Below are 26166 nucleotides of genomic sequence, written 5' to 3' on the forward strand. Positions count from 1 at the left end.
AAAATACAAGTTCAAGAATCAAATTCGAGTTCAATAACATCTATACTCCAATCTCTTTACTCTTTTATCTAATTTCTATTCTCTATTTTCTAACTTCTCTTTTCCAAAAATCACGGATGTGCCGAAACCCAGACAGATTTATTTTTGAATTTCTCTTTTTTCCATATAGGAACTGTTTCTTTTAGTGTATCTATTAAAAACCTGCATGCCTCAAAACAAGCATCCCTATGCGCAGAAGATGCTCCTACAACAACAACGGGCTCTTCAACCCCTTTTTCACCTACGGCATGTCGCATGACTACCTTGTTCAAAGTCCATTTTTCAAAAGCTTTATCCGCAATTTTATCCATCTCTTTCAATGCCATTGCCTGGTACGTTTCAAACTCCAGGGCAACCACTTCTTCATTATTGGTAAACTCGCGTACAGCACCTACAAAAACACAAATTCCGCCACTTTTGGCATCGCTCAACTCTGCATATACCTTTGCCGTATCTATATCATTAACAATTTCTATTACTTTCTTCATTAGCCTCCGCTTACAGGTGGTATAATTGCAATTTCCTCATTACCGGTCAAAACCAAAGTATCATCTGCATACTCGCTATTAACGGCAACCGCTAGCGAATTCAGCTTTGAAAACTCAGGGTAAGCATCTATTAATCTCTTCTTTAACGAGCCAACGTTAGCCGGCTTTAATTCGTCATTAAAGTTAATCTCAGAACTACCCACAATGTCTTTGGTAATACCGAAAAAAAGTACATTCATATCCGTCTAAAATTAGATAAATTCCAAGTTAGGCATAAAAAATAAGGTGCCATAAAAATGGCACCTATTTTAAAAAAATTATATGATTTTGAGAAAAGACCTACTGGACCGTTACAGCATTCTCAGGTTTGGAATAAAACCCTTTTGGCTGTGCCTGAGTAGATATACTTGCGTTTTCAAAATTAACGGTTTTAGCAGGTTCCTTAACCTTTCCCTCTTCAACTTTATGCCAAGTAATTGACTTAGGCAATAACACCTCATCAACTTTGTTCCATTCAGCATAGTTGATCCAACTAATTTTGTCCGATGGTTCACCACTAAAATAAGTCATGGTATAGCCCAACCATTTCATTTGGTACGTATCTGCATCATAATGAATATAATATTCATCCGTAGAAGATGACCCAACCCCTGCATTATAAGAAATTTTATAACCTGGGTAAGACACACCGTCATAAACCATAGCATCTACTTCTTCATATTTTATACCATCATCGGACAATACAAATGGCATAGCATAGAAATAGAACATTAAATTATGATAGAACTTTGGTTTACCCTCATAATCACCAGTTTTGTCCAAAAGCCAAACTTCTTTTCCATTATACCCTATAGTATTAGCAGGTGTAGATATCTTATCGAATCTCTTGTGAAGATCAATAGTTTGAACTTCATTGAAACCTTCTTTGGGCATTTCAAAAATTAAAGTTTTATAACTTTTCCATGCTTTTAATCCTCCATGAGCTTCAAAAACTTTATTCAACTCAGTTGGATATTTATCCGAATCTACCATTTTCACAACCTCATCTACAGGGGCTGCAGCCTTTTCTTTATTAGGAGCTTGCTTACATGAAAATACTGCTAAGGCCAAGACCAAAAGGTAAAGTTTGTTCATCATTTTAATTCTGTTTTTATTGTTTTAAAAATCGTTAGTCGAGAAAATATGAAGTACTTACCAAATTGAACTATTTTTGTACTACATGCAGGTAACAAAACATATAAGCAGCGCACAAAACCCTTTGATAAAAAAGGTTTTGGTACTAAAAGAAAAATCAAGGGAAAGAAAAAAAACCGGACTCTTTGTCTTAGAAGGTTTGCGAGAACTGCAGATTGCTATTGGTGCCGGTTACTTTATAGAGTCAGTATTATTCTGTGAAGACATTATAGAGAATAGTAACCTCTTACCTACTTTTAATGCAGATCAATTAATATCCGTTAGTGCAGATGTATATAAAAAATTAGCATACAGAGATACTACCGAAGGTGTAATAGCTATTGCAAAAAGTAAAGACCACCAACTTTCATCTTTAGAGTTCAACACAAAGAACCCACTGATCCTAATTGCAGAAGCACCCGAAAAACCGGGCAACATAGGCGCTTTACTTAGAACTGCAGATGCTGCTAATCTTGATGCGGTTTTAATTGCCAACCCAAAGACCGATCTTTATAATCCAAATATTATACGATCAAGTGTAGGATGTGTTTTTTCTAGAAACGTAAAAACGGGCAGTACTAGTGAAATTATTTCCTACTTAAAAAAAGAGGGCTTTCAGGTTTTTTGTGCAGCGCTAACTGCCTCCAAAGATTACTCTACCGTTAGTTTTACAGAACCCTCTGCCATAGTTGTTGGCACAGAACACTCTGGTCTCAGCAATGAATGGTTGCAAAATTCCACCCAAAATATCATTATACCCATGGAGGGTGAAATAGATTCTATGAATGTTTCGGTATCTGCAGCAATACTTATATTTGAAGCAAAACGGCAACGTAAATTAAACACATAGCATTTTATACTTTTTCTATTAATGTTTTCGTTTTCAATTACGCTATATGGACCAAACGATTGTTTTTTATTGTATTCTATTTATACTGGTAGGTGAATTTATACTTGCCACGGTAATGAATTATTTAAACGCAAAGCGTTTTAAAGACCCTATTCCCACAGAAGTTGCCGATGTATTCAACGCTGAAGAATACAAAAAGTCTCAAGCCTATAAGCTTACCAATTATAAATTCGGAATTATTACCTCTGTATTTTCCCTAGTATTAATATTAGCGTTCTTACTATTTGGTGGTTTTGCCTGGGTTGACCAAGTGGCTCAAAACATTAGTAACTACAGTATAGTCCAAGCATTGATTTTCTTCGGAATTATAATGATAGGTAGTGACATCCTTAACCTACCTTTTTCTCATTATCAAACTTTTGTAATTGAAGAAAAGTTTGGATTCAATAAAACAACAAAAGCGACATTTTTCATAGACAAGCTTAAACAGTGGCTAATGACCATAATCGTTGGTGGTATAATACTTTCTCTGATTCTTTGGTTTTTTCAATGGGCCGGCACAAATTTCTGGCTCTACACTTGGGCTTTGATTACCATTTTCACGTTGTTCATGAATTTATTTTATAGCAAACTTATTGTGCCGTTATTTAACAAACAAGAACCTTTGGAAGCCGGTAGTTTAAAAAGTAAAATTGAAAACTATGCCGCAGAAGTTGGTTTTGACCTTCAGAATATTTTTGTAATCAACGGATCTAAGCGCTCAACAAAAGCCAATGCCTATTTTTCTGGTTTTGGAAAAGAAAAGCGCGTAACTCTGTATGACACTTTGATCAATGATTTAGAGGAAGAAGAAATAGTTGCCGTTTTGGCACATGAAATAGGTCATTACAAACGAAAACATATCATTTATAATTTGGCGACTTCAGTTTTACTTACGGGGGTTATGCTATTAATCCTATCACTTTTCATAAACAATCCAGAAGTATCATTGGCAATTGGTGTTGACAGACCTAGTTTTCATGCCGCCTTGATCGGCTTTGGTATACTTTATAGCCCTATTTCTGAGATTACAGGACTGCTAATGAATCATTTTTCAAGAAAATTTGAATATCAAGCAGATGATTATGCTAAACAAACTTACGCAGCTTTACCATTGGTAGCATCACTAAAGAAGTTATCAAAAAACAGTCTTAGCAACCTAACTCCACATCCGGCATATGTATTTATGCATTATTCCCACCCACCGTTAATCGATCGCATTCGTAATTTAAAGGCATAATTTTTGTTGCCCATCATTTAAGATTATCTTATTTTTAATCTAGTATGACACAGGCAGCAATAGAAGAGGAAAACAAGCTCATAGCTCAAGAGTACAAAGAGTTACTTAGAATTAGTTATCAAACCTTAACCGATGAGGATAAAAAACTAATACGTAGCGCTTTTGAAGTAGCTGTTGATGCGCACAAAACCCAGCGAAGAAAATCTGGCGAGGCATATATTTTTCACCCCATAGCGGTGGCAAAAATTGTAGCTTCGGAGATTGGACTTGATGCGGTTTCCATTGCCTCTGCCCTATTACATGATGTTGTTGAGGATACAGAGTATACCTTAGACGACATTGATCGTATGTTTGGTGAAACCGTGGCGCGGATTGTTGATGGACTCACAAAAATATCTCATTTAAAAAAAGACATGAACATCTCCCAACAAGCGGAGAATTTCAGAAAAATGCTCTTGACCTTAAATGATGATGTTAGGGTTATCATCATAAAGATAGCCGACCGTTATCACAATATGCTCACTATGGATTCTATGCCAGAGCATAAACAAGTGAAAATTGCCTCTGAAACCTTGTACATTTATGCTCCTCTTGCACATAGAATTGGTCTTTACAACATTAAGACAGAGCTAGAAGATCTAAGTTTAAAGTATACGGAACCGGAAGTCTACAACTCCATCAAGGATAAAATAGAAGACACCAAAGAAGATCAGCAAGCCTATATTGATGCATTTTCTGGCACTATAGATAATTCTTTAAAAAAGGAAGGGCTTAACTATATCATTAAAGGGAGGATGAAATCTATCTTCTCTATGCGCAAAAAGATGATTGCCCAAAATGTCACTTTTGAGGAAATCTATGACAAGTTTGCCATAAGAATCATCTACAAATCTGACTTACAGAACGAGAAGTTTTTAGCTTGGAAAATCTATTCTATAGTTACGGATCACTTTACCCCCAACCCCGTTAGATTGCGAGATTGGATATCATCTCCTAAATCTACCGGATATGAAGCCCTACACATTACCGTTATGGGACCAAAAGGCAAATGGGTAGAAGTACAGATCAGAAGTGAAAGAATGCACGAAATTGCCGAAAAAGGGTATGCGGCGCATTTTAAATACAAACATGGCGACCAAAAAGAACAAGGAATAGAAGTTTGGCTGAACAAACTTCAAGAAGCTTTGGAAAATGCAAATACCAATGCTGTTGATTTTGTAGAGGAATTTAAGCTAAACCTATATTCAAAAGAAATTTTTGTTTTTACCCCAAAAGGAGAATTAAGGTCTTTACCTAAAGGCGCTACACCGTTAGATTTTTCTTTCAATATCCACACTGAAGTGGGCATGAGAACCCGTGGGGCTAAAGTAAACGGCAAACTGGTACCTTTAAATACCACCCTTTCAAGTGGAGACCAAGTAGAGATCATTACATCTGACCAGGCAAAACCAAATCAAAACTGGTTAGATTATGCTACTACTGCCAGAGCCCGTGCTAAAATTAAATCTGTACTTAGAGAAGAGAAAAAAGTTGTAGCCGAAGATGGAAAAGAGATTTTACGCCGTAAACTAAAATCTCAAAAGATTACGCTTAATGAAGATTCCATAAACAAAATGGTGACCTTCTTTAAGTTAAAGACAAGTTTAGATTTATTCTATCGTGTAGGCATTGGCTCCATAGACAATGCCATGATTAAAGACTTTGCATCATCTTACAGTAATGCATTCATTAGTTTCTTCAAGAACAGAATGCGCAAATCTCCAACACCGGAAGACATCAACAAAGATGAAATTACATCTAAGTATGATATGCTGGTTTTTGGTAAAGAAGAAGAAAAACTAGAGTATAAACTATCTCAATGCTGCAACCCTATTCCTGGTGATGATGTTTTTGGTTTTGTAAGTGTTTCAGAAGGAATTAAAGTTCATAAAAAGAACTGTCCAAATGCCATATCGTTACAATCTAATTACGCGTATAGAATTATTAGCGCAAAATGGATCGATTCTTCTCAACAAGAATACCAAGCAGATATTGTAATGACGGGAATTGACAATTTAGGTTTGGTCAGTGATATAACAGAAGTTATTTCTGATATTATGCACGTAAATATGCGAAATTTAAATTTCAGTACAGATGGTGGCACCTTTAAAGGTAAGATTACGGTTGTAGTCAAAAACAAAGCTGTCTTGAAAAAATTGACCGATAATCTTATGAACATCAACGGTATTGATAAAGTTACCCGTATTTAGAAAAAGGAAATTAAAATTTAACTGTACCTTTGTGCATTAATGCAGTAAATATGTCTTCTGATAAAAATCAAGAAATTGTAAAAAACGTCTTCACTACCTTTTTAGAGGACAAAGGACATAGAAAAACACCCGAACGCTACGCTATTCTACAAGAAATTTACGAAAGTGATGAGCATTTTGATATAGAGTCACTCTACATCAAAATGAAGAATAAAAATTATCGTGTAAGTAGGGCAACTCTCTATAACACCATTGAACTTCTATTAGATTGTAAATTGGTTCGCAAGCATCAATTTGGTAAAAACCAGGCGCAATATGAAAAATCATACTTTGACCGTCAGCACGATCATGTAATCTTAACGGATACGGGTGAAGTAATGGAATTTTGCGACCCTAGAATACAATCTATCAAAAAAACAATTGAAGAAGTTTTTGATATTAAGATAAATACACATTCCCTATATTTTTATGGGACTAAAAATACTCCTGCCAAAGATGCAGGTAAAAAAGAAATAAAATAAGACTAACCAAGTATATAATATTTAGATGGCAGTAGATTTATTGTTAGGCCTACAATGGGGTGACGAAGGAAAAGGTAAGATAGTTGATGTATTAACCGAAAATTATGACATTATTGCTCGCTTTCAAGGCGGACCAAATGCCGGTCATACTTTAGAATTTGATGGTATTAAGCATGTTTTACACACTATTCCTTCAGGTATTTTTCACAAAAATGCGGTAAACGTAGTTGGTAATGGGGTGGTTATAGACCCTGTTATCTTTAAAAAAGAATTAGATGCATTAAAGAAGTTTAATTTAGATGTAAATTCTAAATTATTCATTTCAAGAAAAGCACATTTAATTTTACCTACCCACCGTTTACTTGATGCAGCCTCAGAAGCATCTAAAGGAAAAGCAAAAATTGGTTCTACTTTAAAAGGTATTGGTCCTACATACATGGATAAGACCGGTAGAAACGGTATGCGTATCGGTGATCTGGAATTAAACGACTGGAAAGATAAATACCGTAGCCTAGCCAATAAGCATGAAGCCATGATCAGCTTTTATGACGTAGACATTCAATATGATTTGGCTGAGCTAGAATCAGATTTCTTCAAAGCTGTAGAAGAATTGAAAAAATTGACCTTTATAGATAGCGAAGAATATCTATATCAAGCTCAAAAAGCGGGTAAAAAAATATTGGCGGAAGGTGCACAAGGATCATTGTTAGATATTGATTTTGGTACATACCCATTTGTAACCTCATCAAATACTACTGCAGCAGGAGCATGTACAGGTTTAGGTGTAGCCCCTAATCAAATCGGAGAGGTAAAAGGTATTTTTAAAGCGTATACAACAAGAGTTGGTAGCGGTCCTTTCCCTACAGAGCTTTTTGACGAGGATGGTGAAACTATGGGCCGTGTAGGTAATGAATTTGGAGCTACTACCGGTAGACCAAGACGTTGTGGATGGTTAGATTTGGTTGCCTTAAAATATGCGGTTCGTGTTAATGGCGTAACTGAGCTAATGATGATGAAAGGAGATGTTCTTAGTGGATTTGAAAAACTAAAAGTTTGTACCGCTTATAATTACAAAGGTGAACAAATAGAGCATTTTCCATATAACATTGAAGCAGAGAATGTAACTCCCGTTTATTCTGAAATGGATGGTTGGAAAGAAGATTTAACCAAAATGACCTCTGCCGATCAATTACCAAAAGCATTAAATGCATATATAGATTTTCTAGAGAAAGAATTAGAAGTGCCTATTAAAATTGTTTCTGTGGGTCCAGATAGAACGCAGACAATTCTAAGATAAGCATTAAGCGGCTAGAACAGGTTGTTCAACTTTTGAGAATGGCGATATAGGGAAATACCTTTATCGCCATTCTTTTTTTTTGTATTTTCAAGTTTATGTAAAATTTACATTTTACAATTCAACAACAACTTAACGACAACTCAAAAAAATGAAAAAAACCACCTGCTCAACTTTGCTTTTTTTTCTTGTATTGACAATAGCTTGTAAAACAGAAAAAAAAGACAAAGCTGAAGAACAAACCGTTACCCAACAACAAACCGAAAACGAATGGATCACCCTATTTGATGGCACATCTACAAAAGGATGGCGAGCTTATAACGGAAAAGAATTACCACCTGGCTGGATAGCAAAAGACGGAGAACTACAATTTGACACCGAATTAGGTAAGGAACAAGACTACACCGGCGGCACGGATATTATATATGGAGCTGAAGAATTTGACAATTTTGAACTCTACGTAGAATGGAAACTACCAAAGGGTGGTAACAGTGGCATTTTCTACCATTTAAAAGAAGGGTATGATAGCCCACCGGAAGTTGCTCCTGAATACCAATTGATAGATGACGAAAATTACGCAAGCATTCACGACCTTACAGATTACAATTTAAGTTTAGGGTATACTGACAACCCGGAAGAACTAAAGCCATTACAACAGACCGCATCTGATTATGCCATGCACGCAGCAGACCCTGAAGGGAAAATTCTGCACCCTGTTGGCGAATGGAATACTACAAGAATAATTTTCACCCCAGACCAGGTAGAACATTGGTTGAACGGTAAAAAAGTAGTTTCCTTTGTTCCATGGGATGAAGCCTGGTACGAAAAAAAGAATTCAGATAAATGGAAAAACAGCGAAGATTACGGCAAGTTTAAAACTGGCTATATCGGTTTTCAAGATCATTCTAGCCCTATTTGGTTCAGAAATATAAAAATCAAAAAATTATAACCACCACACCAATGAACAAAAGAGACTTTTTAAAGAACGCAGCGGCATTGTCCACATTTGTATTATTACCATCTGGACTCTGGTCTTGTAAAAAAGAAGTAAAAAAACTGACCAGATTACGTACGGCGCATATTGGTGTAGGTAATATGGGGGCAGAAGACTTAAAAGCCATTTCATCTCACAATAAAGTGGATGTCACTGCACTTTGTGATGTTGACGCCAACAATCTGGCTGCAGCAAAAGAACTTCACCCAAATGCAAAAACGTATACAGATTACAGAGTAATGTTGAAAGAAATGGGTGATGAAATAGATGCAGTAGTTGTATCTACACCTGATCACACCCATGCTCCCGCTTCTATGATGGCAATGGAAATGGACAAACCCGTATATTGTCAAAAACCCCTCACCCATTATGTATCAGAGGCCAGGGCTATGAATAAACTAGCTCAAGAAAAAGGATTGGTCACTCAAATGGGAATTCAGGTTCATTCATTTTATGACTATAAACTTGCCACCTTATTGATTCAATCTGGTATTATAGGCAAGGTACACACGGTTCGTGCATGGTCCCCAAAAGATTGGGGTTATGACGGACCTGAACCTACAGGTTCTGACCCGGTTCCTGATTCGTTAGACTGGAATCTATGGTTGGGCACCTCAGCAGAGAGACCATATAAAGAAGGTTTTTACCACCCTGGGAATTGGAGAAAACTAGTTGATTATGGTTGTGGAACATTGGGCGATATGGGAGTTCATATTTTTGACACCCCTTATAACGCACTGGCTTTACAGGTACCCAAAACCATAAAAAATGAATGCAGGGAACCTAATGGGTTTGGCTTTCCTCAAAACAATGTAGTAACCTATGAGTTTCCACAAACTGAATTTACTACAGAAACATTAAAATGGGTTTGGTACGACGGTCCCGGTGCACCAAAAGATCATGAGGATTTAATTTTACCGGGTGCGGAAAATATATTCGCCAAAGATGATAGTTCCAAGGATAGTATGGAAGATAAAATGTCCTTAGAAACTAAAACTGCAGATGAAGGCACACTACCAGATCAAGGTGCTATGTTCATTGGAGAAAAAGGAAGGTTATTGCTACCTCACTTTATGCAACTACCTAAAAAAATAGTAGACGGTAAATACGTAGACATTTCCGCAGAAATAGAAGCAGTGGAAAAAGCGAACAATATGGGCAAACCTATTCGTAATTATGATACTGAAGGTCCTAAACATTATCATCAGTTTGTAGATGCTTGTCTAGGTACAGATACCACTACAGCACCATTTTCATATGCATCAAGGTTAACGGAAACTATATTATTAGGTGTCATTGCCGGTAGATTCCCCAACCAAGTATTGCACTGGGATAGTGAAAATGCCAAGTTTGCCGAAGAAGAAGCAAATGCATTTTTACAAGGCGATTATAGAAACTTCTAATCAATATTATATCATAAAAAACCACTTTCGAGTGGTTTTTTTATACCTATCTTTAAAAGAACATACCACCACCAACCTTTTCATCAATGTCAAAAATCTTTAATATCATCTTTAGATGTATTCTACTGTTCAAAGGCATTCTAATCCTTGAAAGCTGTAAAGAAAGTACTCCTCCAATAATTGACATAAAACCGCATTCTTCAATTGTCCTTATAGGAAATAACTTGGGATCTAGAATGATGGAGTATGGAAGCTTAGAAACAGAATTTCATTTGCGTTATCCTACAGATTCCCTTTTTATAAGAAATATGTGCGATGCCGGAGACACCCCAGGCTTTAGGCCACATTCTGGTCGCGTTTCCCCATGGGCTTTTCCCGGTGCAGAGAATTTTCAAACAGAACTTGCACAAAATTCTGGAAGTGAAGGAGAGTTTGAAACGCCAGACGAATGGCTAACTCGTCTTAAAGCTGATATTGTCCTGGCCTTTTTTGGTTACAATGAATCATTTGAAGGCGCTGAAGGTTTAGATAATTACAAAAAAGAATTAGATGCATTCATAAAGCATTCATTAAAACAACGCTATAATGGCACCACTGCACCGCAATTGGTATTGATTTCCCCTATTGCTTTTGAAGACTTATCAGACCATATAGATGTCCCTAATGGTCAATTAGAGAATAAGAATCTAAATTTATATACTGCTGCAATGAGCGAAGTTGCAAAAGCAAACAACATACCTTTTATTAACGTTTTTGAAGCATCAAAAAAATGGTTTAAAAATACCAATGATGATTTCACCATTGATGGCGCACAAATGAATAAAGTAGGCTATGAAACTTTTGCCAAATTCTTAGCTGATCAACTTACCGGCAATACTTCCGTAAAACTAGAAAATAAGAGAGAAGCAATTAAAGAAGCTGTTCTAGAAAAAAATTTCTATTGGCACAATGATTATAAGATACCCAATGGCGTGCATGTTTTTGGCAGAAGACACGCACCCTACGGACCAGACAATTATCCGTATGAAATAAGAAAAACAAGAGAATTAACAGCGATCAGAGATACTGCTATCTGGGTGGCAGCACAGGGAAATACATATAACCTTAAAGCTGCAGATGCATTAACAAGCAAATTGCCCCCAGTAACCAGCAATTATAATTTGAGCGAAGGAGATGCTATTCATTACAAATACGGAGAAGAAGCTCTAAAAACATTGACCGTACCAAAGGGCTATAAAATAGAATTGTTTGCCTCGGAAAAGGAATTCACCAATTTGGCAAATCCTGCACAAATTTCCTTTGATAACAAAGGTCGTTTATGGGTTGCTACCCTACCCTCTTATCCACATTACAGACCGGGCGATGCCAAGCCAAACGACAAGATTATTATTTTAGAAGATACCGATAACGATGGCAAAGCTGATAAGGAAACAGTATTTGCCGAGAACTTACATTTACCCATTGGATTTGAGTTCTCTGCGGAAGGTGTTTATGTAAGCCAAGGCACTACCCTAAAATTATTTAAAGACACTGATGGTGACGATAAAGCTGATACGATAGAAACTATACTAAGCGGGTTTGATGATCATGACACCCATCATGCCATTTCTGCTTTTTGTGCAGACCCTTCTGGCGCTTTTTATATGTCAGAGGGCATATTTCTTCACACCAACGTAGAAACTTCATACGGTCCGGTACGTGCTACCAACGGTGGGTTTTATAGATATAATCCACAGCGTAAACATTTGGAGCGAACCTTGCAAGTGCCTGTTCCTAATCCGTGGGGTATTGCTTTTGATGATTGGGGGCAAGATTTCTTTTTGCACACCTCTGGTCCTAAAGTAAATTGGATGATGCCCAGTTCTTTAAAGCCCATCTACGGAATTTCATCACCGTTAACGGAAGAGTTGATCGAAGAAGCACATCGTGTAAGACCAACTTCTGGTCTGGAATTTGTTTCAAGCAGCCACTTTCCGGAAGAAATACAGGGCGATATGTTACTAGCCAATTCCATTGGCTTCCTAGGATTAAAACAACACCGAATGTTAGAAGACGGCACCGGTTATACTACCAAACACCGACAAGATTTAATAACAAGCACTGATCCTAATTTTAGACCGGTTGAGCTAGAATTTGCTCCAGATGGTTCACTTTATCTAGTAGATTGGCATAATGTATTAATTGGACACATGCAACACAATGCCCGTGACCCATTACGTGACCATGTACATGGTAGAATTTATAGGATTACTTACCCTTCTAGACCTTTGATAATACCTGCACAAATTGATGGTGCAACAATATCCCAACTTTTTGAGAATTTAAAATTGCCAGAATACAGAACACGCTATAGAACCCGTAGGGAATTAAGGGGAAGAAATGCGACAGAGGTATTGGACTATTTAAAAATTTGGATTACCAGCTTAGATAAGAACGACCCCAATTATGAACATCATAGGATAGAGGGTTTGTGGGTATCTTGGGGAATGAACAAGGTAGACCAACCATTACTGGAGTCATTGTTAAAATCTAACGACCACAGAGTACGATCTGCCGCAGTTAGGGTCACAAGGTATATGGGGCATCAATTGAACAATGCACAAGAATTACTGAAGAGTGCTGCAAATGACTCCCACGGTAGAGTTAGGTTAGAAGCTATAACAGCAGCATCATGGTTGCCAAAATCTGAAGGAATGGAAATTCTAGAAGTCGCAAAACAACATCCACTAGATGAATGGATGACCGATGCGTTCAATTTTGCGGAAACTAGATTAACAGGTAACTTCCTAAAAACTAATAAAGAAGAATTATTAGCATCACATTTAAAGGGTGCAGATTTAGAAGTTTTTGCCAAAGGAAAAAAAATATATGAAACCGAGGGTTACTGTATAACTTGTCATCAAGAAAGCGGTACCGGATTACAAAAAGCCGGTTACCCAACACTAGTGGGGCAAGAATGGGTTTTGGGCAATGAAGAAAGATTGATAAAATTAGCACTTCACGGACTTTACGGACCAATGAATATCATGGGCAACCATTACAAAGGTCAAGTACCCATGATGGCTTTCAAAGGGCTGTTAAATGATGATGAAATTGCTGCTGTACTAACATATGTTAGAAATTCATTTGGCAATAAAGCATCGGTCATCGATCCTGACAAGGTAAAAGAAATTAGGGAAGCCACTAAAGACCGTAATAAGTTCTATACCGCAGACGAGTTGTTACAAGAGCATCCTATGAACTGATTCAATAAAATAGAGACCATATGAAATTCAAATATGCTACATTACTAATTTTAACCATATTAATAGCTTGTGGTGAAAAAACAAAAAGTAAAAAAGAAATCATTTCAGAAGAAATTAAAGCTCCACACATTGTTTTTGTCACTGGCGAGGAAGAGTACAGGTCAGAGGAAACGTTTCCTATGTTGGCAAAATTGGCAAAGAGAGAATTAGGCGCAAAAGTCTCCATTGCCTATTCTATTGACAGCTCAGGATTTATTGACCCCAACAGAACTGACCATATTGAAGGATTAGAAGCTTTGGAAACTGCTGATTTAATGGTCGTATTCATGCGTTTTAGAAACCTACCTAAAAAAGAACTAAATTACATAACCAATTATGTAGAATCGGGCAAACCAATTGTGGGTTTTAGAACAACTACCCATGCATTTAAATATGATAATGACTCTACTTTAACAACATATAATGAAGAATGGCCCGCAAAAGTTTTTGGGCAACAATGGATTACGCACCATGGTCACTTTGATGATGGCAAATTTCCTGTCACGGATATTTCAATTAAAGAAGGTAAAAGTGATAATCCAATTTTAAACGGCTTTTCTGAATTTGAAGCATATTCATGGTTATACCATGTTGATGGCGGAGATTGGAAATTGCAGGGCGATAGTAAACCTATTTTAATGGGGCATTCCACCAAATCTCAACACGAAATGAATGGCAAACTAGACCAATTTTCTTTGGACAACCCCGTTGCTTGGACAAAAAGCTATACTGGAACTTCTGGCAAACCTGCAAGAGTATTCTTCACTACCCTTGGTCACCCTTATGATTTTAAACTTCCCGTAATGCGCAAAATTGCCATGAACGGAATATATTGGGCGTTAGGCAAAGAGGACAATATCCCTAAGGAAGGAGTAAATGTAATATTAGATGAGCCGTTTGAACCAAGCAACTCGGGTTTTGGGCAGAAATTTAAAAAGAATCAAAAACCATTAACCAATTTTTAAAGTATGGCTTTATCACGAAAAAATTTCATCAAAACCAGTGGATTAGGAGCTTTGGCACTAGGTACTGCATCTTTTACAGCTAACTCGAACAGTAAAAAAACAGCAAACAATACCAATCATCAACTTAGCATTGGATTGGCTTCCTATACACTTAGAAAATATAGCTTAGATGAACTCATAGATATCACAGAGCGCTTAGGTTTAAAAGATGTAGCCTTTAAAAGCTTTCATTTACCATACGAAGCAGACAAGAAAGAACTCACCTTTATACGTGAAAAAGTTACTGCAAGGGGACTCAATTTATATGGCGGTGGGGTCATTTATATGAAATCACCTGAAGATGTGGAAACCTATTTCAATTATGCTGATAATGCAGGTTTGCCTATGATTATTGGAGCACCGGAACATGATTTATTACCATTGGTAGAGCAAAAGGTAAAAGAGACGGGTATCAAATTGGCCATACACAATCACGGTCCGGAGGATGTAGTTTTTCCCTCCCCAAAAAGTGTCTATGAAAAAATTAAGGGCTTAGATTCCAGAATAGGTCTATGCATAGATGTTGGTCATACTTTTAGGCTAGGACTTGACCCGGCAGAAGAACTTATAAAATATCAAGATAAATTATTTGATGTCCACATAAAGGATATAGATGCGCCAATAGAAAAAGGTCAAAAAACCATTTTAGGCCACGGCAAAATGGACTTACCTGCCATTTTAAGTACTTTAAAGAAGATTAATTATGCCGGTATTGTTGCTATAGAATATGAGAAAGACGCCAACCACGCCATTTATGGACTGTCAGAATCTGTAGGATACATAAGAGGTGTTTTAAAAATGATATAATTTCTGACCTGGATTATAAATAATAACACGGTATAAATTGCTTTGTACAAAAGTCACTTTTGCACAAGTAAATGTCAAAAGTATCTTAACCATGGTAAGGCTCTTTTAAAATATCCTATTTTTGAAAAAATTTTTAGGTTGAAAAAGATTTATTCAGTTGTTCTTTTGTTCTTTGCCTGTTCTTTTTTTGGTATTGCCCAGCAAGATGGCAATGAAGAAGAACCCAAGCAAATTAATATTGTTTACGGTGCCAACTTCACTAAAAACGAAGCTGAATACCCAGGCGCCTCTATATTCAGTAAAGATACACGCCAAGTACAATTTGAACACCAAGGTGCCGATCTGTGGTGCGATGTAGCAATTTACTACCAATTAGAAAACCGTTTAGAAGCTATTGGCAATGTCATTTTAAAACAGGGTGACTCCATAAAAATGACCAGTAAAAAAATCAACTATTTGGGCGATGTAAAACTGGCAAAGGCTTGGGGTAATGTAGTTCTTACTAATTCTGACATGACGTTAAGAACAGATACCCTTCGCTTAGATCGTGAAAAACAAGAAGCATTTTATCAAGATAATGGTACTGTAGTTGATTCCGCAAATACATTGACTAGTAAAATTGGCAAGTATTTTATGGAACTCAAAAAGTATCAGTTCTTAGATAGTGTTCATGTTCAAAACCCGGAATACACTTTAGATTCTGAACAGCTAGATTACTATACAACTTCTAAAAATGCTTACATGTACGGGCCGTCGACCATAAACGGAGAAACGTATAAAATTTATTGTGAAAGAGGGTTTTACGACACCAAGGTAGAAACTGGCTATGGTATCAAAAACACGCGTATAGATTATAACAATCGTATTATTGAAGGTGACAGTGTGTACTTCAACAAAGTACAAGAATTTGCTTCGGCCACCAATAACATTACCGTAACAGATACTATTAACAAAGGTATCATAAGAGCGCATTATGCAGAAGTGTTCAAAGCTAAAGATTCTGTTTTCGCTACCAAGAGAGCTGTTTCTATTTCTGTTCAAGAAAGAGATTCGCTGTATGTACATGGAGATACCTTAATGGTCACCGGCAAACCAGAAGATCGTGTTCTAAGAGCGTTTAGAAATGCAAAATTTTACAAAACAGATTTGAGCGGTAAGTGCGACAGTATTCATTCCGAGGAAAAGACAGGCATTACTCAATTGATAAAAAACCCCATTATTTGGAACGGTGCCAACCAGATGACAGGCGATAGTATTCATTTAAAATCGAACTTGGAAACCGAAAAGCTAGATTCTTTAAAAGTACTAAAGAACGCCTTTATAATTTCTTTAGACAGTGTAAGCATGACAGGCTACAATCAAGCTAAAGGAATTAATTTGTTCGGCAAGTTCATTGATAACGAGCTAAAACTAATTGATCTGGTTCAAAATACAGAGGTGGTATATTATATGTATAACGATGATGATGAACTTATTGGAATTGACAAAACGGTCTGCAGTAAAATCAGAATCACCATGGTAGATAATGATATAGAAGATCTGACCTTTTACACCGATCCAGATGGCGATATCTTCCCCGAAAAAGATTTACCGGAAAACAGTAGAATATTAAAAGGATTTGTATGGCGTGGCGATGAGCGCATACTAACCAAGGAAGATATATTTGATGAAGACGATAATAACCTGAAACTCGTGGTTATTAATGGTATAGACAACCCCATTGATATTGATGCAGAAGAACAGCAACGTAGTCAAAACGAATCTGACCCTGTCAACAACATACCTGCGCAAGACAAAGCAACAGATCCCAAAAAATCTGTAAAACCTAAAAAGGTGAAATAAATATTTCACATGAACAAGGACTTTTTAAAATACCAAGCACAAACCTCTCCGTATCCTTTAGGAATGGAGGTTTCATATGCAAATGGCAGTTATATTTATGATACAGCAGGTAATGCACACTTAGATTTTGTGGCGGGGGTTTCCGCTTGTACACTTGGGCATTGTCACCCCAAAGTAGTGGAAGCCATTAAACATCAAGTTGAAAAATACATGCATGTTATGGTGTATGGTGAGTATGCACAATCACCGGCAACCGACTACACAAAGCTATTGGCCGAACAATTGCCTGCACCTTTAGAGGTAACTTATCTGGTGAACTCCGGCACGGAAGCTATTGAAGGAGCATTAAAATTGGCGCGGCGATATACAGGTCGCTCAGAAATTATTGCTGCAAAATCCGCATATCATGGCAATACGATGGGTAGCCTCAGTTTAATGGATTTTGAAGAACGCAAAAGTGTTTTCCGACCACTCTTGCCCGATGTTTACCATATAAAATTCAACAACGAAAAAGATTTAGAAAAGATCACTACCAAAACGGCCTGTGTCATATTGGAAACCATACAAGGTGGTGCCGGCTTTATTTTACCGGAGAACAATTATTTAAAAAAAGTTAAGGATCATTGTACAGCTGTTGGTGCATTATTAATATTGGATGAAATACAACCTGGTTTTGGCAGAACGGGAAAGCTGTTTGCATTTGAACATTTCAACTGTGTGCCAGATATACTTGTAATTGGCAAAGGAATGGCATCTGGTCTTCCTGTAGGTGCCTTTACAGCAAGCAAAAAGATTATGCACAGTCTAAGTGATAATCCTAAAATGGGACATATAACTACTTTTGGCGGCAATCCGGTAATTGCGGCATCTAGCTTAGCTACTTTGAACGTATTACTGAATTCTTCGTTAATAGCAGACACATTAAAAAAAGAACAACTCTTTAAAGAACTTTTAAAACATCCAAAGATAAAAGAGGTCAGAGGCAAAGGTCTCATGCTGGCCCTAATTATGGATTCACCAGAAACGGCCAATGAACTAGTACTAAGAGCCAAGGATAAAAATTTGATTTTATTTTGGCTATTGTTTGAAAATAGGGCCGTACGTATTTCTCCACCATTGACCATATCAGAATTGGAAATTAGAGAAGGATGTGCCATTATTTTAGCGCTACTTAACGCTATGTAAATCAATGTTGTTAACTAATTTGTTAATAATATAGATTGGCACAATGGCTGAAAGCCCTTACAAACACTTACTTTTAATATATCTTGTAAAACTAAATAGTGCCTATGGCGTTAGAATCTAACGAGAGACCGGACAAGCCAATTACGAAATTTGAATCAATGTTAAAGACAGATGATGTCTACTTCTTTGATGCCGAAGATTTTGAAGATATTATACACCACTATTTAAACCATGGTAAAATTTCCTTGGCTAAAAAGGGGATAAAAATTGGGCTGCAACAACATCCGGGTTCTATTGAACTTAAGTTGCTTCAAGTAGAGGTGATGGTTTTTGAAAACCAAATGGAAAAGGCTGAAGCCCTTTTAGATGAATTGCAGTTACTTGACAATCATAACGAAGAAATTTATATACAACGTGCCAATATTTTATCCAAATTGGATAATCATGAAGGTGCAATAGAGCTTTTGCAAAAAGCGCTTAGTATTACCAATAACAGTTTTGATGTGTATAGCCTTTTGGGCATGGAGTATTTATTTATGGACAACTTTGATAGTGCCAAAGAAAGCTTCATGAAATGTGTAGAGTTCGATGAGCAAGATTATTCATCGCTATATAATGTAGTATACTGTTTTGAATTCTTAGAAGACTATGAAGGTGCCATTGTATATTTAAATGGTTATTTAGAAAAAAATCCATATTGTGAAGTTGCTTGGCACCAATTGGGCAAACAGTATTACTATAAAGAAATGTATAGTGAAGCTTTGACCGCATATGATTTTGCCATTATTTCAGACGATACATTTATTGGGGCTTATTTTGAAAAAGGCAAAGTTCTTGAAAAATTAGGCAGATATAAAGAAGCTATAGAAAACTACGAAACTACCATATCCATTGAAGATCCAACCTCACATGCATTTTTAAGAATAGGAAAATGCTATGAAAAATTAAAGGATACTGATATGGCCAAGTATTATTTCTACCAAACAGTTCACGAAGATCCTTTATTGGACAAAGGCTGGTTGGCCATCACCAATTTGTACTACAATAAAAGAGATTTTGAAAAAGCGGTATTCTATATTAACAAAGCGTTGAATATAGATGGTGAAAACCCACAGTATTGGAAAAAATGTGCTAAAATACACATGGCGCTAGAGAATTACGACCAAGCTGACTTTGCTTTTAAACAAGCCGTAGATTTAGGCAATTACGAATTGGATACTTGGCTAAAATGGGCAGAGGTCGTAAGAATCAACGGTGAAACCGAAGCTGCTGTTCAAATACTTTCCCAAGGAAGGGAATTTTACCCTGAAAGTTTAAAATTGTTATATAGATCTGTAGGTTATCTACTATTGGCAAATGATCCTATAAACGCACGAATTATGCTAATGGATGCTTTAAAGATTGATATAAAACAGAAAAAGCTTCACCTGTTCACTGAAAATTTCCCTCAATATGGCAAATCTGAATGGACCCAGGAAATTGTAAAAAAATACAATAAAACCAAGTAGAAAAGGTTCTACACCATATGGAAAATAGAAAACTTAAAGATTATACCGTAATTTCTTTAAAAGGAATGGCAATGGGCATTGCTGAACTGGTACCTGGGGTATCTGGAGGTACAATAGCTTTTGTTACAGGTATTTACGAAGAGTTCATCACCTCTATCAACAACCTCAATCTAACGACCCTAAAAGTTTTAAAGGAAGAAGGCTTTAAAAGTTTTTGGGAAAAATTGAACGGCAACTTTCTTTTGGCCTTGGTCATAGGTATGATGATCAGTATTTTCTCTTTATCAAAAATAATTGCCTGGCTTTTAGAAGAGCACCCTATACCTACTTGGTCTTTCTTCTTTGGCTTGGTTTTAGCAAGTGTTATATTCGTTGCAAAATCCATTAAAAAATGGAATATACTTGCCATTGTACTATTTGTTGTAGGAACTGCAAGTGCATTTTATATTACGACCCTACCCCCTTCTGCAAGTTCTGGTAGCTTGCCCTTTATTTTCCTATCTGGGGCTATTGCTATTTGCGCAATGGTTTTACCCGGTATTTCCGGATCCTTTATTCTAGTATTACTTGGGTCTTACAGAACTGTTTTAGAAGCCGTCAATGAAAAAGATTTTGGCGTTATTATTACATTCGCTTTTGGTGCTGCTTTTGGTATTTTAAGTTTTGCCAGAATCTTAAAATGGATGTTTACCAATTATAAAGATGCCACACTTGCGGTGTTAACTGGTTTTATTTTAGGTTCTTTAAATAAAATATGGCCTTGGAAAAACATCATAGAAATTATTCAAATTGGAAAAAAAGAAATCATAATTGATGAAAATATTTCACCTTTTGCTTTTCAAGGTGACAATCAATTAACTTTTGCCATCGTAGCTGCTATCATCGGTTTTTCCCTTATTTTTATATTGGAAAAATCCGCTTCAAAGAAGTAATGCGATAACCTACATGAACACACCCCGTACCTTTACCGATAAATTTTTCTTGGTTGTTAAAGGACTTTGTATGGGCGCCGCCAATAAGGTTCCTGGCGTATCGGGTGGTATAGTTGCTTTCGTAGGTGGTTTTTACGAAGAATTTATTTACTCTTTACAAAAAGTAAATGCAAAAGCATTTAAGCTATTTGTCAATGGCAGGTTTAAAAGTTTCTACCGCTATATTAACGGCTCATTCTTAACATTGCTTATTTTTGGCATGCTGGTAAGTTATTTTAGCATTTCAAAAGTGTTAGATTATTTTCTAGTGAAACGGGAACTCTACGTTTGGGCCACATTCTTTGGCATGATACTAGGATCCATCTATTATATAGGTAAAGATTTCGACTATTGGAAAAAGAAAACCTTTACCGCCGCGTTCATTGGCCTAGCTGTAGGCATTGCAATAAGTTTTCTTAGTCCGGCAAAAGAAAATGACAATCTACTATTTATCTTTTTATGTGGCATGATCAGTGTTTCAGGTATGACCTTGCCCGGTCTATCAGGTTCTTTCATTTTAATCTTACTAGGCAATTACGTATTGTTATTAGTAGATTCAGTTAACGCATTATACGATACATTTTCAGAATTATTGGTCGGTGATTTTAGTTTTACGAACAATACGGAGCGTTTACATACATTAAAAATACTTGCTGTCTTTACTTTGGGGTCTGCAACCGGCCTTGTAACCTTATCACACTTGTTAACCTATGTATTAAAACATTACAAGCATGTAACCACGGCAACAATTCTTGGCTTTATCACAGGATCATTAGGCGTGGTCTGGCCATGGAAAAAGACAATTTATAAAACAGATTTTGACGGAAACCTCATATTAGATTCTAATGGAAAGCAAATAATTATGAATTATGAGCGTTTTCTTCCGGATTTGACCATTGTAGAAAATTGGATCGCGATTTTCTTTATAATAATCGGTATTAGTATTTTGCTACTTTTAGATTGGTATGGAAAAAACAGAAGAACAGAAAGCTAATTATGGCTTAATAGGAAAAAATATTTCCTATTCATTTTCAAGAGGGTATTTTAAAAAGAAATTTGAAGAAATGGGCTTAAACGACCATGTCTACCAAAACTTTGACCTAACCTCAATTTCAGATTTTCCAGCAATCTTCAAGAATACTAAAAATGTAAAAGGGCTGAACGTTACCATACCATACAAAGAAGAGGTCATGGATTTTTTAAACGACATTGATCCCGCAGCTAAAAAAATTGGTGCAGTGAACACCATAAAAGTCAGTAAAGAAGGTCTTAAAGGCTTTAATACAGATGCATATGGATTTAAAAAATCACTTGAACCACATTTAAAAAAGCACCATCAAAAAGGATTGATTTTAGGTACGGGCGGGGCTTCTAAAGCTATAGCCTACGTTCTTAAAGAATTAGATATCACCTATTCTTTTGTCTCCAGAAGTGGTAAAAATAATGGATTCACCTATGATGAATTGACGGATGATATTATAGAAGAACATACGTTGATCATTAATTGTTCTCCCGTAGGCACATTTCCCGACATTGAAAAAAAACCAAATATACCCTACAGAAAAATCAGCGAAGAACATTTGTTGTTCGATCTCATTTACAATCCTGAAGAAACAGCATTCTTAACAGCCGGTAAAACAAATGGGGCAACCATTTGTAATGGTTACAACATGCTAGAATATCAAGCTGAAAAATCTTGGGAAATCTGGAATAAATAAGTACCCAATTCACTTCACCAACCATCTCAAGACCTTATTTATTGAAATTTCCTATCAAATTGGGTTTTGTAATAGATTTAAAAAGAGTAATCAATTCTTTGCCAGTACTAGGGTTGTTACTATCTTGTAAGCATATAACATAGGATTATGTCTGAGGATAAACAACAAAAGCTACAAGAAAATTCAACGGAAGAAAAAACTACTGTCCAAGCAATTGAAAGCAAGGTAGAAGAAACTGTTGATGACAGTACAAATTCAACAGCGCAACCTGAAGAAAATGTACCTGAATCAAATGAATCTGCCGTAGAAACTGACGTCATGAATGAAATTGACGATTCTAACGCTGAAGATGCAGAAGATAGTGATACAGAAAAGAGACACGAAATTCCTATGCCAGACTACCATGAAATGAACATGGAAAACTTGGTTGGTGAACTACAGCGATTGGTAAAGAATGAAAAAGTTCAGGCCATAAGAAAGCATGTAGACAATATCAAAGATGAATTCAATCAGAAATTTGATGAATTTATTGAGGAAAAGAAAGAAGAATTTATCGCGAATGGCGGCAATGAAATTGATTTTAGATACAATTCCGTAGACAAAAGACAATTCAATGAAGTATATACAGAGTATAGAGAAAAGCGTAATCAATACTACAAAAGCCTAGAAAAAAGTCACAAAGAAAATCTAGCGTACAGGTTAGATCTAATTGAGCAATTAAAGGCATTGGTCAATGTAGAAGAAGATATAAACACAACGTATAACAACTTTAAAGATATACAAGCAAAATGGCGTCATGCCGGTCCTATACCTCGTGCAGATTACAATAATGTATGGAAAACCTACCATCACCATATTGAAATATTCTACGACTTTCTTAACATAAATAGAGATTTAAGAGATTTAGATTTTAAGCATAATCTTGAAGAAAAAAGTAAGATCGTTGCTAGAGCGGAAGAACTTGCCAAAGAACCAGATTTAAATAGGGCTTTCAGAGAATTACAAGTGCTGCATAAAATTTGGAAAGAAGATTTAGGTCCGGTAGGAAAAGACCATAGAGAAGAAATTTGGGATCGTTTTAGTGCTGCCACAAAAATTATACATGAAAGACGCCAAGACTATTTTAAGAATCTTGACAAAGTAAAAGAAGACAATCTAGAGCGTAAACATGCCATTATTACTGAAATAAATACCCTTACCGAAAATGTATCGGACAATCACGGTAAGCTTCAACAACAGATTAAAAAGTTAGAAGAACTTAGAGAAGCATTTTTCACGGCCGGACAAGTACCACAAAAAGTAAACTCTAAAACATGGAACAGTTTTAAGGCCGCTGTAAGAGAGTTTAATCAGCATAAAAACGCATTTTACAAAAACCTTAAAAAGGAGCAACAAGAAAATTTAGATAAAAAAAGAGCATTATTAGAGATAGCGATATCTTTAAAAGACAGTGAAGATTGGGATACTACTACTTCTGAAATGAAACGAATTCAAGGACAATGGAAAAAAATTGGCCATGTACCTAGAAAGTATTCAGATAAATTATGGAAAGAATTTAAAACGGCCTGTAATCACTATTTTGATAGATTAAATGCCCTTAAAAATGATGCTTTTAAAGAAGAAGAAGCAAATCTAAAGCAAAAAGAAGCTTTAATGGACCGCCTTAAATCTTTTGAATTAAGTGGCGACAAGTCTAAAGATCTTGCTGACATCAAAAAGTTTTCTGAAGAATGGAAAGGTTATGGTAGAGTTCCATTTAAAAAGAAAAACATTAACCAAAAATTCGATAAAATAATTGACGCTCTCTATCAAAAATGCGGAGTGAGTAAGCAAGAGTCGGAGTTATTGAAATACGGAAACAAAATTCAACAGCTTGCTGATAATGACAATCAAGAACGTGCTATACAAAATGAACGTACGTTTATCAGAAAGAAAATCGACGAAAGCAAAGATGAAATTAGACAGTTAGAGAATAATCTACAATTTTTCTCAAATGCTTCTGAAAGCAATCCTTTAGTTCAAGATGTCATAAAAAGAGTAAACCAACACAAAGAATCTTTAGCTGCATGGAAAGCAAAACTTAAAAAGCTAAATATTTTAAAAAACAATCTACTTAAAGAAGATGATGAAGGGGAATCTGCGGATGAAGCCCAAACAGAGGAATAAGTATTTTTAAGTTCTTGTAGATATAACATTTTAGCAATTCAATCGTTAATAAGTAAGAAAAAACCTACATTTATGATGTTAGGTAATATGTTATATCCAAAAAATGGTAAAACCAGAAATACCAAAAAACGAACAAACTAGATTAGAGGTTTTAAATAGTTTCAATGTTTTAGACACATTGGAGGAAAAGGAATATGATGCTATAACACGCATTGCTGCTGAAATATGTGATACACCCATGGCACTTGTTTCTTTAGTTGACAAAGATAGGCAGTGGTTTAAATCGCATCATGGTATTGACGCCACCGAAACACCAAGGGAACTTGCTTTTTGTGCTCATGCCATTAATTCCCCAGATTCCTTATTAATCGTAAATGATGCCAATAAAGATGACAGGTTCTATGACAATCCTCTGGTAACCGGCGGACCTACGGTTCAGTTCTATGCAGGTGCTCCATTGAACACCAAAGAGGGAGCTTCTATTGGAACGCTTTGCGTTATAGATACCAAACCAAGACAAGCTTTTACAGAAAAGCAACAAGCTTGCCTAAAAGATCTAGCTGACCAGGTAATAGCACAGTTAGAGCTACGAAAGCAAAACATTCAACAAAAACTAATCAATGAAGAATTACGTATAAAGAATGACCAGTTAAAACATTTATCATACCGACTAGCCCATGATATGAAAACACCATTACTTGGCATAAGTTCTATGGTAGCCTTTATCAATGAAGATTATGATGATTTACTTAAAGATACCGAAATACCAAGTTATCTAGGCACTATAGATAACAGGGTTGAGTATATGGAGGCATTGATCAACGGTATAATCAACTATAATTCTATAACCAATGCTGAAATAAAATTAGAAAAGTTTAACGTAACAAAAGAGTTACAACAAGTACTTCATAAGCACTCAGATATCCATAACGTAAAGTTACAACTGACCAATTGTGATCAAATTATAAACCAATCTTTAAATAGTTTTGATCAAATATTTAGGGATTTATTTTCCAACAGTCTAAAATTCGCCAACTCCCTTTCTACAGAAATCATAGTAACATTTAATGAAGACCAAGATTTTTATTACTTCACTTATGAAGACAATGGCCCCGGAATAGCAGAAAAATATTGGAAAAAAGTATTTGGACTTTTTGAAAAACTAGGCACAGATGATGCTAAGGATACGGGTATTGGTCTAACGACTATTAAAACATTAATAGAGAAACTGGGTGGACAAATAAGGATAAATAATCGTGAAAACAATAAAGAAGGCGTGTTTTTTAGTTTTTCACTTGCTAAGTTTCATGCGTTATAAATATATCAGGTACAACTTTAAACCATCAAAAAAATTTTTTAGCACGCATAAAAAAAGCCTCTATACTAGAGGC

At 36.0% G+C, this 26166-nt stretch carries 21 protein-coding genes; 18 read left to right on the forward strand and 3 right to left on the reverse strand.

Features of this window, described 5'->3' with window-relative positions; translation table 11 throughout:
* Positions 1 to 110: 110 nt before the first annotated feature.
* From B2Z27_RS15175 to B2Z27_RS15185, 3 genes are all read right to left on the reverse strand, one after another.
* On the reverse strand, positions 111 to 527 hold the full coding sequence (locus tag B2Z27_RS15175) for a molybdenum cofactor biosynthesis protein MoaE (protein ID WP_058103349.1): 417 nt from the start codon (positions 525 to 527) through the stop codon (positions 111 to 113).
* Positions 527 to 766 (reverse strand): MoaD/ThiS family protein, encoded by a 240-nt coding sequence (locus tag B2Z27_RS15180; RefSeq protein ID WP_286814273.1) that lies wholly within the window; start codon positions 764 to 766, stop codon positions 527 to 529. Before B2Z27_RS15180 ends, B2Z27_RS15175 begins: the two co-directional genes overlap by 1 nt.
* A 100-nt stretch (positions 767 to 866) precedes the next feature.
* The gene (locus B2Z27_RS15185) at positions 867 to 1664 is read right to left on the reverse strand and encodes a DUF6503 family protein (RefSeq protein ID WP_286814274.1); all 798 of its coding nucleotides are present in this window, start codon (positions 1662 to 1664) and stop codon (positions 867 to 869) included.
* An 82-nt stretch (positions 1665 to 1746) separates the two neighbouring features.
* Between B2Z27_RS15185 and B2Z27_RS15190 the strand changes: the two genes are divergently transcribed.
* The 18 genes from B2Z27_RS15190 (at position 1747) to B2Z27_RS15275 (ending at position 26093) form a co-directional block, all read left to right on the forward strand.
* A complete protein-coding gene (locus B2Z27_RS15190; protein WP_286814276.1) occupies positions 1747 to 2550 on the forward strand; it encodes a TrmH family RNA methyltransferase in 804 nt (267 codons plus the stop codon).
* Positions 2551 to 2596: 46 nt separating this feature from the next.
* The gene (locus tag B2Z27_RS15195; protein ID WP_286814277.1) at positions 2597 to 3829 is read left to right on the forward strand and encodes a M48 family metallopeptidase; all 1233 of its coding nucleotides are present in this window, start codon (positions 2597 to 2599) and stop codon (positions 3827 to 3829) included.
* A 44-nt stretch (positions 3830 to 3873) separates the two neighbouring features.
* Complete coding sequence (locus tag B2Z27_RS15200; RefSeq protein ID WP_071341747.1) at positions 3874 to 6078, forward strand: RelA/SpoT family protein; 2205 nt, start codon at positions 3874 to 3876, stop codon at positions 6076 to 6078.
* A gap of 50 nt (positions 6079 to 6128) precedes the next feature.
* Positions 6129 to 6599: a Fur family transcriptional regulator gene (locus B2Z27_RS15205; RefSeq protein ID WP_058103355.1), complete on the forward strand. Its 471-nt coding sequence runs from the start codon at positions 6129 to 6131 to the stop codon at positions 6597 to 6599.
* A 25-nt stretch (positions 6600 to 6624) separates the two neighbouring features.
* Positions 6625 to 7896 (forward strand): adenylosuccinate synthase, encoded by a 1272-nt coding sequence (locus B2Z27_RS15210; protein WP_058103356.1) that lies wholly within the window; start codon positions 6625 to 6627, stop codon positions 7894 to 7896.
* Positions 7897 to 8044: 148 nt separating this feature from the next.
* On the forward strand, positions 8045 to 8842 hold the full coding sequence (locus tag B2Z27_RS15215; protein WP_286814278.1) for a 3-keto-disaccharide hydrolase: 798 nt from the start codon (positions 8045 to 8047) through the stop codon (positions 8840 to 8842).
* A gap of 146 nt (positions 8843 to 8988) precedes the next feature.
* The gene (locus tag B2Z27_RS15220; RefSeq protein WP_414673378.1) at positions 8989 to 10290 is read left to right on the forward strand and encodes a Gfo/Idh/MocA family protein; all 1302 of its coding nucleotides are present in this window, start codon (positions 8989 to 8991) and stop codon (positions 10288 to 10290) included.
* Between the two features lie 86 nt (positions 10291 to 10376).
* The gene (locus tag B2Z27_RS15225; RefSeq protein WP_286814280.1) at positions 10377 to 13535 is read left to right on the forward strand and encodes a PVC-type heme-binding CxxCH protein; all 3159 of its coding nucleotides are present in this window, start codon (positions 10377 to 10379) and stop codon (positions 13533 to 13535) included.
* Positions 13536 to 13555: 20 nt separating this feature from the next.
* Positions 13556 to 14539, forward strand: coding sequence for a ThuA domain-containing protein (locus B2Z27_RS15230; protein ID WP_286814281.1), 984 nt, complete (start codon positions 13556 to 13558; stop codon positions 14537 to 14539).
* Positions 14540 to 14542: 3 nt separating this feature from the next.
* The gene (locus B2Z27_RS15235; protein ID WP_286814282.1) at positions 14543 to 15385 is read left to right on the forward strand and encodes a sugar phosphate isomerase/epimerase family protein; all 843 of its coding nucleotides are present in this window, start codon (positions 14543 to 14545) and stop codon (positions 15383 to 15385) included.
* Between the two features lie 129 nt (positions 15386 to 15514).
* Positions 15515 to 17227, forward strand: a complete 1713-nt coding sequence (locus tag B2Z27_RS15240; protein WP_414673379.1) for an OstA-like protein — start codon at positions 15515 to 15517, stop codon at positions 17225 to 17227.
* Positions 17228 to 17236: 9 nt separating this feature from the next.
* Positions 17237 to 18412 carry an aspartate aminotransferase family protein gene (locus B2Z27_RS15245; protein ID WP_286814283.1) on the forward strand — a complete coding sequence of 392 codons (1176 nt, stop codon included), beginning with the start codon at positions 17237 to 17239 and terminating at the stop codon, positions 18410 to 18412.
* Positions 18413 to 18516: 104 nt separating this feature from the next.
* Complete coding sequence (locus B2Z27_RS15250) at positions 18517 to 19920, forward strand: tetratricopeptide repeat protein (protein ID WP_058103363.1); 1404 nt, start codon at positions 18517 to 18519, stop codon at positions 19918 to 19920.
* A 17-nt stretch (positions 19921 to 19937) separates the two neighbouring features.
* Positions 19938 to 20852 carry a DUF368 domain-containing protein gene (locus B2Z27_RS15255; protein ID WP_286814284.1) on the forward strand — a complete coding sequence of 305 codons (915 nt, stop codon included), beginning with the start codon at positions 19938 to 19940 and terminating at the stop codon, positions 20850 to 20852.
* Positions 20853 to 20865: 13 nt separating this feature from the next.
* On the forward strand, positions 20866 to 21885 hold the full coding sequence (locus tag B2Z27_RS15260) for a DUF368 domain-containing protein (RefSeq protein ID WP_058103365.1): 1020 nt from the start codon (positions 20866 to 20868) through the stop codon (positions 21883 to 21885).
* Positions 21857 to 22609 (forward strand): shikimate dehydrogenase family protein, encoded by a 753-nt coding sequence (locus B2Z27_RS15265; RefSeq protein ID WP_286814285.1) that lies wholly within the window; start codon positions 21857 to 21859, stop codon positions 22607 to 22609. Before B2Z27_RS15260 ends, B2Z27_RS15265 begins: the two co-directional genes overlap by 29 nt.
* Before the next feature lie 147 nt (positions 22610 to 22756).
* Positions 22757 to 24775 carry a DUF349 domain-containing protein gene (locus B2Z27_RS15270; RefSeq protein WP_286814286.1) on the forward strand — a complete coding sequence of 673 codons (2019 nt, stop codon included), beginning with the start codon at positions 22757 to 22759 and terminating at the stop codon, positions 24773 to 24775.
* A gap of 103 nt (positions 24776 to 24878) precedes the next feature.
* Positions 24879 to 26093, forward strand: a complete 1215-nt coding sequence (locus B2Z27_RS15275; protein ID WP_286814287.1) for a sensor histidine kinase — start codon at positions 24879 to 24881, stop codon at positions 26091 to 26093.
* Positions 26094 to 26166 lie beyond the last annotated feature (73 nt).

The sequence above is a fragment of the Maribacter sp. UBA3344 genome, from assembly GCF_002362375.1.
GTDB classification, from domain to species: domain Bacteria; phylum Bacteroidota; class Bacteroidia; order Flavobacteriales; family Flavobacteriaceae; genus Maribacter; species Maribacter dokdonensis.

Bases quoted from the DNA above. Each gene is read 5' to 3' on its own strand.
- B2Z27_RS15200 (WP_071341747.1), top strand. From the start codon at position 3,874: ATGACACAGGCAGCAATAGAAGAGGAAAACAAGCTCATAGCTCAAGAG.
- B2Z27_RS15195 (WP_286814277.1), top strand. From the start codon at position 2,597: ATGGACCAAACGATTGTTTTTTATTGTATTCTATTTATACTGGTAGGT.
- B2Z27_RS15230 (WP_286814281.1), top strand. From the start codon at position 13,556: ATGAAATTCAAATATGCTACATTACTAATTTTAACCATATTAATAGCT.
- B2Z27_RS15255 (WP_286814284.1), top strand. From the start codon at position 19,938: ATGGAAAATAGAAAACTTAAAGATTATACCGTAATTTCTTTAAAAGGA.
- B2Z27_RS15180 (WP_286814273.1), bottom strand. From the start codon at position 766: ATGAATGTACTTTTTTTCGGTATTACCAAAGACATTGTGGGTAGTTCT.
- B2Z27_RS15260 (WP_058103365.1), top strand. From the start codon at position 20,866: ATGAACACACCCCGTACCTTTACCGATAAATTTTTCTTGGTTGTTAAA.
- B2Z27_RS15220 (WP_414673378.1), top strand. From the start codon at position 8,989: ATGGGGGCAGAAGACTTAAAAGCCATTTCATCTCACAATAAAGTGGAT.
- B2Z27_RS15190 (WP_286814276.1), top strand. From the start codon at position 1,747: ATGCAGGTAACAAAACATATAAGCAGCGCACAAAACCCTTTGATAAAA.
- B2Z27_RS15250 (WP_058103363.1), top strand. From the start codon at position 18,517: ATGGCGTTAGAATCTAACGAGAGACCGGACAAGCCAATTACGAAATTT.
- B2Z27_RS15245 (WP_286814283.1), top strand. From the start codon at position 17,237: ATGAACAAGGACTTTTTAAAATACCAAGCACAAACCTCTCCGTATCCT.
- B2Z27_RS15185 (WP_286814274.1), bottom strand. From the start codon at position 1,664: ATGATGAACAAACTTTACCTTTTGGTCTTGGCCTTAGCAGTATTTTCA.
- B2Z27_RS15175 (WP_058103349.1), bottom strand. From the start codon at position 527: ATGAAGAAAGTAATAGAAATTGTTAATGATATAGATACGGCAAAGGTA.
- B2Z27_RS15205 (WP_058103355.1), top strand. From the start codon at position 6,129: ATGTCTTCTGATAAAAATCAAGAAATTGTAAAAAACGTCTTCACTACC.
- B2Z27_RS15215 (WP_286814278.1), top strand. From the start codon at position 8,045: ATGAAAAAAACCACCTGCTCAACTTTGCTTTTTTTTCTTGTATTGACA.
- B2Z27_RS15210 (WP_058103356.1), top strand. From the start codon at position 6,625: ATGGCAGTAGATTTATTGTTAGGCCTACAATGGGGTGACGAAGGAAAA.
- B2Z27_RS15235 (WP_286814282.1), top strand. From the start codon at position 14,543: ATGGCTTTATCACGAAAAAATTTCATCAAAACCAGTGGATTAGGAGCT.
- B2Z27_RS15225 (WP_286814280.1), top strand. From the start codon at position 10,377: ATGTCAAAAATCTTTAATATCATCTTTAGATGTATTCTACTGTTCAAA.
- B2Z27_RS15275 (WP_286814287.1), top strand. From the start codon at position 24,879: ATGGTAAAACCAGAAATACCAAAAAACGAACAAACTAGATTAGAGGTT.
- B2Z27_RS15270 (WP_286814286.1), top strand. From the start codon at position 22,757: ATGTCTGAGGATAAACAACAAAAGCTACAAGAAAATTCAACGGAAGAA.
- B2Z27_RS15265 (WP_286814285.1), top strand. From the start codon at position 21,857: ATGGAAAAAACAGAAGAACAGAAAGCTAATTATGGCTTAATAGGAAAA.